The organism is Alcanivorax profundi (assembly GCF_003597125.1).
Classification (GTDB): domain Bacteria; phylum Pseudomonadota; class Gammaproteobacteria; order Pseudomonadales; family Alcanivoracaceae; genus Alcanivorax; species Alcanivorax profundi.
Window position 1 is genome coordinate 348,398 of record NZ_QYYA01000002.1, and the last position, 12,414, is coordinate 360,811.

Sequence of the window (12,414 nt, forward strand, 5' to 3'; positions counted from 1 at the left end):
CCCGGCGCGACCCACCTAGGCTGATAACAGTCTGGGCGCGACCGCCAGGGCCCAAGAGGACAACCGCCTCAATAAACGCGCCCCCCAATAACAAAGAACAGGGAAGCCCGCATGGACAACGAATTCGATTACCTCATCATCGGTGGCGGCTCAGCCGGGTGCGCCCTGGCCGGGCGACTGAGCGAAGACCCCGACACCCGCGTGTGCCTGCTGGAAGCGGGTGGCAAAGGGGACGGCCTGCTGGTCAACGTCCCCGCCGGGGCCGTGGCCATGCTGGCCAAGCCGGTGAACAACTGGCTGATGGAAACCGTGCCGCAAAAAGGCCTGAACGGTCGCCAGGGTTTCCAGCCGCGCGGCAAATGCCTGGGCGGCTCCTCTGCCATCAATGCCATGGTCTATATTCGCGGTCACCGCGAGGACTACGACCAGTGGGCGGCACTGGGCAACGAGGGGTGGTCCTACCAGGATGTACTGCCCTACTTCCGGCTCAGCGAAGGCAACGAACGCCTGCGCAATGATTACCACGGCAACGATGGCCCGCTCAGCGTCAGCGATATCCGCACGGACAGCCCATTTCACGATTACTTTCTGAATGCCGCGCGCGAATGCGACATCCCCATCACCGATGACTTCAACGGGGAAGAACAGGAAGGCGCCGGGGTATTTCAGGTGACGCAGAAAAATGGCGAGCGCTGGAGCAGCGCCCGCGCCTACCTGTTCCCGCACCTGAATCGCCCCAACCTGCAAGTGGAAACCCTCGCCCAGGTGCAACGCATCATAGTGGAAGACAAACGCGCCGTCGGCGTGGAATTCAAGCAAGGTAACCAGACACGTACCTTCCGCGCCCGCAAGGAAGTCCTGCTCTCCGCCGGGGCATTCCAGTCACCACAACTGCTGATGCTGTCCGGCATCGGTGACGAAGCCGAGCTGAAACAACACGGCATCCCCGTGGTGCATCACCTGCCCGGCGTGGGCAAGAACCTGCAAGACCACCCGGACTTTATCTTCGGCTACACCACCGACAGCCCGGACACCTTTGGTTTTTCCCTTGGCGGCATCTGGCGGGCCCTCAAGGCCATGGCCACCTACCGCAAGACCCGGCGCGGATTGTGGACCTCCAACTTTGCCGAAGCCGGTGCCTTCCTGAAAACCCGCCCCGAACTCTCGGCACCAGATATCCAGCTGCACATGGTCACCGCCCTGGTGGACGACCACGGCCGCAAACTGCACTTCACCCAGGGGTATTCCTGCCATGTGTGCCTGCTGCGCCCGCGCAGCCGCGGCAGCGTCCAGCTGGCCAGCGCCAACCCCGATGACCTGCCACTGATCGACCCGGCGTTTCTGGAGAATCCACAAGATCTGGAAGACATGGTCGCCGGCTACAAGATCACCCGCGACCTCATGCACGCCCCGTCACTCAAACGCTGGATCAAAAAAGACATGTTCACCGAAAACGTGAACAGTGACGACGAGATTCGCGCCGTCATCCGACAACGCACCGACACCGTCTACCACCCGGTGGGCTCGTGCAAGATGGGGACCGATGAAGCCGCCGTGGTGGACCCGCAACTGCGCGTGCATGGCATCGATGGCCTGCGCGTCATCGACGCCTCGATCATGCCCACCCTGATCGGGGGCAACACCAATGCGCCGGTGATGATGATTGCCGAAAAGGCCGTCGATATGATTCGCGGGCAAGTGCGCGCCGGCTAGCCGGCGCCGCTACCGAAGCCCCGCCAGTAACGCACGAACGGTGGCCAACCGGATTACCTCCGGCTTCCCCCAGGGGAATTCGGGGATGGTAATCAGGTTCATGGCCACCCCCTGCATACCGCACAACAGCACACTCTGCATCTCATCCGCATCGCCCGCGCGCAACGCGCCGTGCGCCTGAGCGTCTTCAATGGCCTGGCGAAAAATCTGCAGCCCTTCCTGCACTCCCGAGCTGTCCACAAAGTAACTGTCGCCATCCGCTTGAGGGTGATCCTCAATCAGGAAAATGGCCCGGTAGTCATCCGGCCGCGACAGCCAGAAATCAATGTACAGCAGACACATGGTTTCCAAGCGGTCTTCCACCGGCGCCGTGGCGTAGCACTGATGCAACGCGTCGATCAGCGCCACAAAGATTTCATTCCAGATATGCAACAGCAGCTGACGCTTACCGGGGAACAATTGATACAACGCCGCGGGGGAACACTCTGCCCGCGCAGCAATCTTGCGCATGGACACACCGTGATAACCCTCCTCGGCAAACAAGGCACGGGCGGCGGCAATGATCCTTTGGCGGCTGTCCTGAGCCTGCTGGCTGGTGCGGGGCGGACGGCCACGGCGGGCCTTTTTGGTCTTGGTCGAGGTCATGGCTTGATTTTAATAAACGCGTTTATTAAATTATAAATCCAACACGGACAATGTGCGAGAACACCATGAACCATACCGATCTGGAGCAGGATGTCATCATCGTTGGCGCAGGCCTTGCCGGGCTCAAGGCTGCCCTTGAGCTACAGCAGGCAGGCAAACGCGTAAGGGTTCTGGAAGCACGCGACCGGGTCGGCGGGCGCTCAATGCCCGGTGAAATCGCTGGCCAGACCATCGATCTGGGCGGCCAGTGGGTGGGCCCGCAACAAACCCTGCTGCTGGAGCAGGCCAGCGCCCTCGGCGTCAAAACCCTGTCCCAATACACCGCCGGGGCCAGCATCCTTTCCCTGGATGACAACGTCAGCACCTTCACCTCGGACATCCCCAAACTTCCGTTCCTGTCGCTGATGGAGCTGGCCCTGCTGCAACGGCGCTGGAACAAGGAAATGCGCAGCCTGCCAGTCACAGCAGAGCCCTGGCTCGCCGCCAAAGCACGGCAATGGGACTCGCAAACCCTGGAAAGCTGGATACTCAAACATGTCCACACCCGCGGCGCTCGCGAATTCGCCCGCACCATCACCCGCGCGGTGCTCTGCGCCGAACCTCGCCAGGTCTCGTACCTGTGCTTTCTCGAATATCTGCGCCAAGGGGAAAGCCTTGAAAGCCTGATTGGTATAGAAGGAGGTGCACAGCAGGACAAATTTGCTGGCGGCGCCTGGCAAATCCCCCAACGCATGGCCGCGCAACTGGGCGACAGTGTGCAGCTTGATTCACCGGTGCACGCGGTGGAACAACACCACGACGGTGTCAGCGTCATCAGCAACGGCCACACCTACCGCGCCCGGCACCTGATCATGGCCATCCCACCGGTGCTCGCCGCCAAGATTCGCTATAACCAGCCACTCCCCGCCAAGCGCAACGCGCTACTGGAACGCATGCCCATGGGCTCGGTGATCAAGATCCATGTCGCCTACGAGCGCGCTTTCTGGCGCCTGCGTGGCCTCAATGGTGGTGTGGTCAGTAACAACCGGGTGTTCAATGTTGTGTTCGATCAGTCTCTGGATGATGACGGCATGGGCGTTCTGGTGGGCTTTATCGACGCCGACCATGCGATCGCGATGAGCGCCACCGATGAAGCCACCCGGCGCCAGCAGGTGATAAGCGATCTGGTTCACTACTTTGGGCCAGATGCCGCTCACCCCATCGCCTATGTAGAACAGGACTGGACTGCAGAACCCTGGAGCCGCGGCTGCTACGTGGCCCACACCGCCCCCGGGGTCATCACGTCCTTCGGTGATACCCTGCGCGAGCCCTGCGGACGAATTCACTGGGCCGGCACCGAAACCGCAACCCGGTGGTGCGGCTACCTGGATGGCGCTCTGCAATCCGGCATTCGCGCCGCGCAGGAAGTGCTGAACAGGTAACGTGAGGCACTGCTTCCCTGTCATGCTGAGTCGCCGGGCGGATCCGTAACGTCATTGTCGCCTGTAGCCCTACTCAGACAGACGGCGATGAGCCGCGAACACCCCACGTCCACAACCCGGCAGTAATGCCCGCAGTAGCAACCACCGAGCTCCACAAAATAAACAGAATCGCCGCAGAAAAGCCACTCCAGGCACCGCAAGAACCGAAGTAAGCCAGCAACACGCAAGCGCCTCCATTACTAACAATGCCCACCCAGATTGGCCCCAACGCCCGCCGCCCATTCAGCGCATGCCGCAAACCAAAACCATAGCCGACGCACAACGCCAAATAAGCCCAGCCCAAGAGTCGCACAAACATGAAGTCATTAGGCTGAGGCGTCAGCCCAAGGGTCAGCAGCCAGCCAGACGGGAATAGCAGCATCGGGAAACACCAGATCAGCACGGTTGCGACGATTTTGACGCTGAAGACCCACGACAATGCGTTCATTACCCCTTCCTTTCTTGCAGTGATTGCCTTGGCATAACGCGACCACTGGTCACGTTACTAAAGGTGACTATTGGTCACATAAGCGCTATTGTCAAGCGACTGATACACACAAGGACTTCATCCATGCGAAGACGCCCCGAACAATTGCGGGCTCGCAAAACCCTGGACGATATTCTCTCGGCGGCCAAAGTATTGATTGGCGAGCGCGGCACCGAAGGGTTTTCCATGACCGAACTGGCGCAGCACGCTGGCCTTTCCAAACCCGCGCTATACCGTTATTTCCCCAACAAAAAAGCGATTCTGGTGGAGCTGACACAGTCCGTTTTCGAAGAAAACCGCCATCTGGTCGCTCGTCACTTGGCGGCCACCCGTTCCGGCAAAGAAAAAGAGGTACTGGTCAAAACACTCACCGCCTACTGCTCCGTGCACACCGGCGAACCTTATCGGCGTCACTTGCGAGCCGCCATGAGCGCCGATCCAGATCTGGTAGAGTTGGATCTGGCGGACAGCGAACACAATGCTCGACAGGCCACGCAAGCCCTCCACCCGTTCTTTCCCACCATCGAAAAGGACGAGCTGCATCGGCGCCTGCTGATCCTGATGAATCAGATGGAACCATTTGCGAAACTGGTAGCATCTCGGCCAAAAGCGGAGTGGCATCACTTCATTCAAAGCTATGCCTCACTGTGCCTTGCCACCCTGCAGCCCTCATCCTGAAACGGTTCAGCGCACACCTAAGGCATTACAATGCCGAAGAATGGTCTCCATCATTCCTTTGACATGGCCCGCTCCCACACTCTTTCCCACACTTAGTTGAAAGGGTACTCCAGGCCCAGTGTGTAGGTTTCCACATCCACCTCATCCAGCGAATAGCGGTCCACACTGCCGCGAAACTTCAGTTTATCCAGCCCGTAGGTGAAACCTATCCCCCAGAAACCGTCAGTGCCGTCATCATCACTGCCGTGATCAAGATCTGCGTCCCAGCGCAAGGCGCCGACGCGCAAAAAAACATCAGTGCCGTTGGCCACATGGGCTTTACCCATTACCGCGGCTTCGATACCGGAAAGTTCGAGCTCACTGTCATTGCCAAAACTTCCCAACCACACCCCGCCACCTTCGACACCCAACGAAAAGGTGTCATGGCGATCCAGCGGGAAGCTGACACCCACCAGCAATGAGAAACTGGCATCCGTGGTATCTACACCAGAAGGAATATCCCGAGCATCCAGATCTGACCAGCCTCCCTTGAACGTCCCGTAAACATTGTGCGAGGCAAACACGGCTGACGATAACGTGAGTGCACAAAACGCAACGCCGGCAAACCATGGCTTTTTCATTCATTTCTCCCTGAAAAAATTATCCTTCCATGAAAATACCACGGCAGAAAAGATCGCGAGAAGCCCGCAAGCCCTCAGGCTCACCAGCGGAGAAACGATGCCGACATTCATGGCTCCTGATACGCCGGCTTGTCTGCGTTCTATCCTCTTAAAAAAACGGGGCCATGAAGGCCCCGTTTTTGTTACCTGACTGACTCAGTCCGCCACACTCAGGCTGGACATGTCCATCACATAGCGATGGGCGATATCCCCCTTCACCATCACGTCGTAGGCATCATTCACCTGATCCGGACGAATGATTTCACAGACCGGATGAATGCCATGCTCGGCACAAAAATCCAGCACCTCCTGGGTTTCCTGAATGCCACCAATCAGCGACCCGGCTACCCGGCGGCGGCCAAAGATCATCGGCGCCGATTCAAACTGATCCATGTCACCCACCTGCCCAACAATCACAAGGGTGCCATCCACATCCAGCAAGGGAACGTAGGGGTTCAGGTCATGCCGTACCGGCACGGTGTCGATGATCAGATCCAGTGACGACTCGGCGGCCTCCATGGCGACCTTATCGGTGGACACCAGCACCCCGGTGGCGCCAAGACTTTGCGCTTCTTCTGCCTTGCGGGCGGAGCGGCTCAGTACAGTCACCTCAGCGCCCATGGCCACCGCCAGCTTCACCGCCATATGACCAAGGCCGCCCAGGCCAATCACCCCGACGCGGCTCCCCTTACCCACGTTCCAGGTACGCAGCGGGGAAAAGGTGGTAATCCCCGCGCATAGAATCGGCGCCGCACGGGACAAATCCAGGGCATCCGGCACCCGTAACACAAACTCTTCCCGCACCACGATATGCTTGGCATAACCGCCCTGGGTAATCTCGCCATCAATGCGGTCCGGCGAGCCATAGGTCGGGGTCATACCATGGCGGCAATACTGCTCTTCACCATGGTCACACTGATCACAGGCCTGGCAGCTGTCCACCATGCAGCCCACACCCACGTTGTCGCCCACCTGATAACGGGTGACCTGTGGGCCGACCTCGATCACCCGGCCAATGATTTCGTGGCCGGGCACCAGCGGGTAATGCTGGTCGCCCCAGTCGCCGTTCACCGTATGCAAATCGGAATGGCAAATGCCGCTGAACAGAATTTCGATGGCCACATCATTGCCGCGCAAGGCTCGCCGCTCAAAATGATAGGGCTGCATGTGGGCATCGGAGGAAAAAGCCGCGTAACCGACGGTTTTCATAGACTCTCCCGGGAATGGATTTCACTGGAAACACTAACGACGGCGCAGTGAACACCGCGCCAGAGAGAGCACCATGGTAAGGGAGCGATGCCCCCGACCGGCCACCGGATACTGTCGATTTCTTGCCAGATTCTGCAGAATTCGGCGACATTCGTCGCTGATCAGGGAAAACAGAAAAGAACGAGCGCAGAGGGGAGGAGCGGCAGGTGGGAGGGCTACAAGCCCAGATACGCCCCAATCAGAAACGCATCCCCCTGCCCTTCACGCTGGCCGAAATAGCTCACCGGCTCGAACTCGCCGCCCTCCACCGAGCCCACCTCGCAATCAACGCGGTATTGTTTGGCCAGGTCATTGAACAGCTGCACCGCCGGCTTGATCTGGGCCGCCTTCTTCACCGGCTGCTGGATCCCCAGACGCCAGTCCTCGCACTCCTCGCTTTCACACTCGTCGATCACGGTGACCTGGCTGTCAGGGTTTTCTTCCGCATACGCGTGCAGTGCTGCCTGCACATCAGACCGGCAACGCTTGAGGGCCTTTTCCTGTTTTTCATCCAGGCCATCGCAGGCCACAAGAAGATAAAGGAGCATGGACAAACATCCGGTTGGGAAGGATGCGCTACTGTACCATAGCGCGAAGACAACGTTGTGACGGAAGCAAGGCCTCAATGGGCCATCATCACGCCACTGCAGCACCGGGATTCATGCTACATTTGCCGCAAACCGATCACCGCAGAACAACAAGAATGCGCGCTTTTCACGTTTTACTGGGCCTCTCGATTCTACTGCTGACCAGCCTGGCCTATGCCGACAGTCCTTATCACGCCATTACCCAGGGGCAAGTCGCCTATACAGAACACCCTACAGACCAGCCTCCCCTGAGCGGCTGGCAGGAAACCGGCTTGCCATTTTCCGGCTCCGCCCGGCAGACAACGGGCACTTTCTGGTTTCGCTTCCCCGTGGAGGCCCTCCCCGCCGACCAGCGCGACAGCCTTTATGTCGCCCATCATGTATTTGATATCACCGTATACCTTAACGGTCACCGGGTCGGCAGCACCGAACGGCTCGATGGTCTGGAATCCACGGGCTGGAACCATCCGTTTTATACGGCCATTCCCGCGCTCTTCTGGCAAGAGACCGGCAACCAGCTGCTGGTGCGCATACGCAGCGGCGAACCCAACGCGGTGCTATCGCCAGTCTTCCTGGGCGCGCAAACCGCTCTGCAAACCCACTACCAGCAAGCCGTCAGGCAGAAAATCCACATCGCCGAATGGAGCATGATTACCTGTCTGATCATGGGTGGTCTTACCCTTTTCATCTGGTTGCTACGCCGTAAGGACCGGCTCTATTTGTATTTCTCACTGCTCTGCTTCAGCTGGTCGGTGGTCATGTTCTATCTGGCCATACCGTTTGCCCCCTTCGACCACGGCAGCTGGCTTCGCTTCGCCTTTTACTGTGTCGATTTATCCGGCTTCTTCCTGTTCATGTTTCTCTACGAGTTGATGAAGCTGGAGCGGCCACGACTCAAATTCACCGCCATCATTGCAGTACTACTCTCAGCGGTGCTGCTGTTCAGCATGCCAATGCACCTGCACTCACTGGTGATCACTCTGGTCCATGGCATGCATCTGGCGCTGGTGGTCTACCTGCTCGTCATTGGCACACGCATCGCCATTCGCAAACGCAGCCGCGAACTGCTGGTGTTGATCCCCGGATTTCTGATTATTGCGGCTCTGGTCCTGCACGACATCTACGCCTTCCAGGTCGCTGCCCGGCAACCGGGCGGGCTGCCGGAAGGCACCTACATGCAATACGGATTCGCCGTATTGCTGATACTCATGTTTATCCACTTGGTGCGCACCTTCGTGCGCGCACTCAACAGCAGCGAAACCCTCAACAGCCAACTGGAAAAACGGGTGGCCGAAGTGTCCGCCTCGCTGGAGCAAAGCTACGCAGAAAATCACGCCCTCGCACTGCACAATCATGCCCAGCAAGAACGCCAGAAAGTCTACCGGGACCTGCACGATGACGTGGGCGCAAAACTGCTCTCCATCCTGCACTCGCGCGCGGAAGACGAAAAATCCCTGCTGGCCCGGGAAGCGCTGTCTTCCCTGCGGGAAACCGTCAACCAAAGTACCCGCGACGTGATCCCTCTGAACGAGCTGGTGAGCAACACGCTCAGCGAAACAGAAAACCGCCTGGCTCACGCACGCATTCCGTTTGAGGCCACCGTTAGCGGCAACACCCCCGACCTGCCCGCCGACCCCAAGAAGGCCTACCACCTGAGCCGCATCCTTCGCGAACTAACCTCCAACATCATCAAGCATGCCAACCAGGGGCCAGTCCGTTTGCACTGCGAGGCAAGCCACCACACCCTGGCTCTGACTCTGCAGGATAATGGCCCTGGCCTGCCGGAAACCAGCCACTCACCAGGAATGGGACTGACCAATATCCGTTTTCGGGCCACGGAAATCGGCGCTACGATGGAATGGGAAAACCAACCGGAAGGGGGATGCCGGTGTCAGTTGCAGATACCCATACACGCCATGCTGCTTGATTACTAAAACCCCATTGAATCGTTGCCCCGGGTTTTCTAGCCTTGGTATTTTTCAGGTGCGTCACATTCCATGCGTATTTACTTTTTCGTGCTGATTCTGCTCGGCCTCCTGCCTTCTGCCTCATTGGCAGAGTCAGACTGCCAGCTCAACATTCTTCACAGTGCCATTGGGTCCACACACAGCTTTAACCTGGAAGTGACCTGTGCGGGCAACTACAACACGCTCACCTACTTGCTACGCAGCAAGACCCAAAAGAATGGCACTACACGCATCGACAGTGAAAGCGGCGAGTTGCACATTCTGGGCGATAGCAAGACGACCGGCCCAATTAAACTCGACCTGACCGCCGGTGACAGCGTGACAGTTGAAGCAAGAATCCTGCAAGCCTGTGAAATCCTGGCGGATACGACCCTGCACTATTCACACGAGCACTAAACCCAGGACGGGAATGGCCACCGCGGAATCAGCGGTAAACGTTCAAGACCCTCAACGGTAACCTACGCATTGAGGCTCGCCTTTAACCGCTCAAACACTCAAAGAGTGCCTGGCCCCGTTGTTGGGATCGGCTCACAACGACAACAACCTGCCGAAAAGCGCTGTTATGGTGAAATGCGGATGGCAGCATGGATTGTCGCGGCAGCAACAAGCCCGACGGTAGCGATAATGTCTGCGATGACCACCTTGCGAATAGCGTCATTGTAGCCGCCCACCGACCATGCAATAGCGATGAAAGACACAACACTGATAACGCCCGCGACAATGGCGATTGATTGCAGAGCGGGTTGAAACGCAGCATAGAGCAAGAATAAGCCGAGAAGCCCAAACAGGATGGCCCGGTGACGCATCAGGATTTCAAGGTTGGGCTCCCCCAGGGAAACACCATACAAAGCAGCAAGGCGCTTTACGCCCAGCACCCCCGAAACGGGCAGCAGATGAATGATGCCGACAAGCACCAGAAGACCGGTAACCACTGACTCCATATTGCACACCCCTGGATTTAACGCTCGGCAAAGCGGAAAAATTACAGCAAGGAACGAGCAAAAAATCGGCCCGCCTGTCGCCACTTGGAAGGGCTTTCATACTTAGAGAACATAGAATTCAGTTTCCCAAATATGAATAGTAAAATCCTCAAAGGGCCGCTCCTGGGTAACAAACACCAGATTCGCATCGCAGGCAAACGATAGGCAGAAATGGAAGTCATCCCTTTTCTCCCACCCTATGACCTTGCATCCAATCAAATCCTCTAACCCACCGGTGCTTACCCAGGAGTCAGAGAAGAGCTGCTTCGAAATTCCACTGCTCTCAAGCAGTAGATCGCCACCACCCTGTATAGACACCCTTTCAAATTTAAGCTGTATTTGATGCTGATCGATGCAGATTTGAGACAGCACATCCCCCACAATTTCACTCAAATCAAAGCTATCCGGTATCCGGTTCATTCAACCACCAACAAATCCAACCTACAGTTCAACATGGCTGTTTCACGAAGGTTTTTAATTTCCCATGATGAATGAAGTGAATGCATCAGGTTGAGCCTCTATATGTGAAACCCCGGATTATTATCTAAAAACCTTATTAATGCATAAACACCAATCAGTCCTGCGAACACCAGCATAATGATGCAGACCAAAAAAACACCCAGGCAACCACGTTCTTTCTCTTGCAATTCTTCGCTATCGAAATCACTCATCACAAATTCCATTTAGCGCGATATCCGGAGTTTGGGATACCTGATTCCAAGCCACATGAACGCTATCGTCACGACAACATTCCATGCCCAGTGCCACCGATAATAATTTAAAGCAACTTATAATCGAAATAATCGAGCAAATCACGCTCAGGACAGAGAACACTATTCAGGCAATCGACATCATCGGCAGTCAAGTTCGAAATCTGCCGCTGATTCTGATTAATAATCGGTTGCAGCTCGTAATCTTTTACTTTTACGTGCGCATTCAGGCTGATGGTTTCTGCAACCCCCTCTGGCAACGAGAGCATATCAAGCAACAAAGAGGGGCTCTCGCAAAAACGCTCGTACGTCAAAACAGGAACACCCCCCCCTTCAACGAATTCACGAATTCGACGACTTCTTTCCACCCAGACCCTGGCCAAGTCTATCAATATCTCTTGTCGCGACGACAAGGTGACATTTTCCACATCGTGATAACGAAAAAGCCGACTTGAACAATTCGCATACGGATCTCTGTTGTTTGCCAAAAATGAGACTCTGTCAAATTGACTCGATAGATCCGCGATTCTCATCATGTTGGGAGGGCTCTTTTCAATCACCACGTCCACTTCAGAATGCTGGCTTTTGACCTTTTGATAACGATTCAGCCAAACTGCCTTGACTGACGAGTAGTCCACTTCTTTATCTGGATCCCATCGATCCGCAGAACATAAACCCGGAACAAGCCATTGACCTTCTCCATTTGGCGTCAAAGTCATCGTTCTAGGGCTGGAATCAAGTACTTTAGCAATCGCGGTTGATCCAGAATTAGGAGGCGTCAAAAGAAACAGAAAATATGGTTGATCACTTTCATCATGCTTTGGCTTTGGCCACTTGGGCTTCACACTTTGATAAAGCGATTTCAGGGTTTTTTTCATAGAACGCCTTGGATATAGATCATATAGCCGGAAGAATAAGCCGGTCAGGATACACCTATCCTGATTTAGGTTGAAATTTTATACATCTGAATAATGCCATCCCCCTAGAATCCTGGAGGAAAGAAAACAGGATTTGCAATCACCAGGGCAGCGTAATATCTGGCGCTGGCGTTTCCATATTCTGATCTTCTTCATGAGCTTTAACTTTTATGCATTTTCTGCCAACTAATCGCTTTCCGCCCTCTCCTCTTACCTTCCGCATTCAAAACCTGGCCATCATATCTTCTTTCGCACTATTCATAACAAATATCCGCAGGCTATTTTGTCAATTCATGCCGCCCCTTATTGCTCATGAGCGTCCCTTATAGTTTTTGCATTAACCTGCAAATTCAACTTGCGAGC

14 protein-coding genes are annotated in these 12,414 nt (G+C 56.1%); 5 read left to right on the plus strand and 9 right to left on the minus strand.

The features are described from left to right. The first annotated feature begins 111 nt into the window (after nt 1-111). Nucleotides 112-1,713, plus strand: a complete 1,602-nt coding sequence (locus D4A39_RS06860; RefSeq protein WP_119917744.1) for a GMC family oxidoreductase — start codon at nt 112-114, stop codon at nt 1,711-1,713. A 9-nt stretch (nt 1,714-1,722) separates the two neighbouring features. Here the strand turns inward: D4A39_RS06860 and D4A39_RS06865 are convergent, their stop codons facing one another. Then, nucleotides 1,723-2,358: a TetR/AcrR family transcriptional regulator gene (locus tag D4A39_RS06865; RefSeq protein WP_022984881.1), complete on the minus strand. Its 636-nt coding sequence runs from the start codon at nt 2,356-2,358 to the stop codon at nt 1,723-1,725. 65 nt (nt 2,359-2,423) lie between these two features. Here D4A39_RS06865 and D4A39_RS06870 point away from each other — a divergent pair, with 65 nt between their 5' ends. Continuing rightward, complete coding sequence (locus D4A39_RS06870) at nt 2,424-3,779, plus strand: flavin monoamine oxidase family protein (RefSeq protein ID WP_119918012.1); 1,356 nt, start codon at nt 2,424-2,426, stop codon at nt 3,777-3,779. A gap of 73 nt (nt 3,780-3,852) precedes the next feature. On the opposite strand, the gene D4A39_RS06875 is transcribed toward D4A39_RS06870, so the two are convergent. Next, entirely contained in the window at nt 3,853-4,266 is a 414-nt protein-coding gene (locus D4A39_RS06875) for a hypothetical protein (protein ID WP_119917745.1), read from the minus strand. A 123-nt stretch (nt 4,267-4,389) separates the two neighbouring features. Between D4A39_RS06875 and D4A39_RS06880 the strand changes: the two genes are divergently transcribed. Further along, nucleotides 4,390-4,983 (plus strand): TetR/AcrR family transcriptional regulator, encoded by a 594-nt coding sequence (locus D4A39_RS06880; RefSeq protein ID WP_119917746.1) that lies wholly within the window; start codon nt 4,390-4,392, stop codon nt 4,981-4,983. Between the two features lie 92 nt (nt 4,984-5,075). Here the strand turns inward: D4A39_RS06880 and D4A39_RS06885 are convergent, their stop codons facing one another. The 3 genes from D4A39_RS06885 to D4A39_RS06895 form a co-directional block, all read right to left on the minus strand. Next, nucleotides 5,076-5,603, minus strand: a complete 528-nt coding sequence (locus D4A39_RS06885; RefSeq protein WP_119917747.1) for an outer membrane beta-barrel protein — start codon at nt 5,601-5,603, stop codon at nt 5,076-5,078. A gap of 195 nt (nt 5,604-5,798) precedes the next feature. Then, nucleotides 5,799-6,851: an NAD(P)-dependent alcohol dehydrogenase gene (locus tag D4A39_RS06890; RefSeq protein ID WP_119917748.1), complete on the minus strand. Its 1,053-nt coding sequence runs from the start codon at nt 6,849-6,851 to the stop codon at nt 5,799-5,801. 215 nt (nt 6,852-7,066) lie between these two features. After that, on the minus strand, nt 7,067-7,438 hold the full coding sequence (locus D4A39_RS06895; protein WP_119917749.1) for a hypothetical protein: 372 nt from the start codon (nt 7,436-7,438) through the stop codon (nt 7,067-7,069). Nucleotides 7,439-7,593: 155 nt separating this feature from the next. Here D4A39_RS06895 and D4A39_RS06900 point away from each other — a divergent pair, with 155 nt between their 5' ends. Together D4A39_RS06900 and D4A39_RS06905 are read left to right on the plus strand one after the other, a co-directional pair. Then, nucleotides 7,594-9,411, plus strand: coding sequence for a sensor histidine kinase (locus D4A39_RS06900; RefSeq protein WP_022984887.1), 1,818 nt, complete (start codon nt 7,594-7,596; stop codon nt 9,409-9,411). A 63-nt stretch (nt 9,412-9,474) separates the two neighbouring features. Continuing rightward, complete coding sequence (locus tag D4A39_RS06905; protein ID WP_022984888.1) at nt 9,475-9,840, plus strand: hypothetical protein; 366 nt, start codon at nt 9,475-9,477, stop codon at nt 9,838-9,840. A 164-nt stretch (nt 9,841-10,004) separates the two neighbouring features. Here D4A39_RS06905 and D4A39_RS06910 read toward each other — a convergent pair whose 3' ends face one another. The 4 genes from D4A39_RS06910 to D4A39_RS06920 all read right to left on the minus strand — a co-directional run bounded on the left by D4A39_RS06910 (nt 10,005) and on the right by D4A39_RS06920 (nt 12,012). Further along, the gene (locus tag D4A39_RS06910) at nt 10,005-10,385 is read right to left on the minus strand and encodes a hypothetical protein (protein ID WP_022984889.1); all 381 of its coding nucleotides are present in this window, start codon (nt 10,383-10,385) and stop codon (nt 10,005-10,007) included. Between the two features lie 102 nt (nt 10,386-10,487). Further along, on the minus strand, nt 10,488-10,844 hold the full coding sequence (locus D4A39_RS06915) for a hypothetical protein (RefSeq protein WP_022984890.1): 357 nt from the start codon (nt 10,842-10,844) through the stop codon (nt 10,488-10,490). A 98-nt stretch (nt 10,845-10,942) separates the two neighbouring features. Further along, nucleotides 10,943-11,095 (minus strand): hypothetical protein, encoded by a 153-nt coding sequence (locus D4A39_RS17755; protein WP_022984891.1) that lies wholly within the window; start codon nt 11,093-11,095, stop codon nt 10,943-10,945. A 107-nt stretch (nt 11,096-11,202) separates the two neighbouring features. Continuing rightward, entirely contained in the window at nt 11,203-12,012 is an 810-nt protein-coding gene (locus D4A39_RS06920) for a sulfotransferase family protein (protein ID WP_081703623.1), read from the minus strand. Between the last annotated feature and the right edge of the window lie 402 nt (nt 12,013-12,414).

What these genes read in the sequence shown, in the direction of transcription:
- D4A39_RS06860 (WP_119917744.1), top strand. Translation starts at nt 112, where the DNA reads ATGGACAACGAATTCGATTACCTCATCATCGGTGGCGGCTCAGCCGGG.
- D4A39_RS06865 (WP_022984881.1), bottom strand. Translation starts at nt 2,358, where the DNA reads ATGACCTCGACCAAGACCAAAAAGGCCCGCCGTGGCCGTCCGCCCCGC.
- D4A39_RS06870 (WP_119918012.1), top strand. Translation starts at nt 2,424, where the DNA reads ATGAACCATACCGATCTGGAGCAGGATGTCATCATCGTTGGCGCAGGC.
- D4A39_RS06875 (WP_119917745.1), bottom strand. Translation starts at nt 4,266, where the DNA reads ATGAACGCATTGTCGTGGGTCTTCAGCGTCAAAATCGTCGCAACCGTG.
- D4A39_RS06880 (WP_119917746.1), top strand. Translation starts at nt 4,390, where the DNA reads ATGCGAAGACGCCCCGAACAATTGCGGGCTCGCAAAACCCTGGACGAT.
- D4A39_RS06885 (WP_119917747.1), bottom strand. Translation starts at nt 5,603, where the DNA reads ATGAAAAAGCCATGGTTTGCCGGCGTTGCGTTTTGTGCACTCACGTTA.
- D4A39_RS06890 (WP_119917748.1), bottom strand. Translation starts at nt 6,851, where the DNA reads ATGAAAACCGTCGGTTACGCGGCTTTTTCCTCCGATGCCCACATGCAG.
- D4A39_RS06895 (WP_119917749.1), bottom strand. Translation starts at nt 7,438, where the DNA reads ATGCTCCTTTATCTTCTTGTGGCCTGCGATGGCCTGGATGAAAAACAG.
- D4A39_RS06900 (WP_022984887.1), top strand. Translation starts at nt 7,594, where the DNA reads ATGCGCGCTTTTCACGTTTTACTGGGCCTCTCGATTCTACTGCTGACC.
- D4A39_RS06905 (WP_022984888.1), top strand. Translation starts at nt 9,475, where the DNA reads ATGCGTATTTACTTTTTCGTGCTGATTCTGCTCGGCCTCCTGCCTTCT.
- D4A39_RS06910 (WP_022984889.1), bottom strand. Translation starts at nt 10,385, where the DNA reads ATGGAGTCAGTGGTTACCGGTCTTCTGGTGCTTGTCGGCATCATTCAT.
- D4A39_RS06915 (WP_022984890.1), bottom strand. Translation starts at nt 10,844, where the DNA reads ATGAACCGGATACCGGATAGCTTTGATTTGAGTGAAATTGTGGGGGAT.
- D4A39_RS17755 (WP_022984891.1), bottom strand. Translation starts at nt 11,095, where the DNA reads ATGAGTGATTTCGATAGCGAAGAATTGCAAGAGAAAGAACGTGGTTGC.
- D4A39_RS06920 (WP_081703623.1), bottom strand. Translation starts at nt 12,012, where the DNA reads ATGAAAAAAACCCTGAAATCGCTTTATCAAAGTGTGAAGCCCAAGTGG.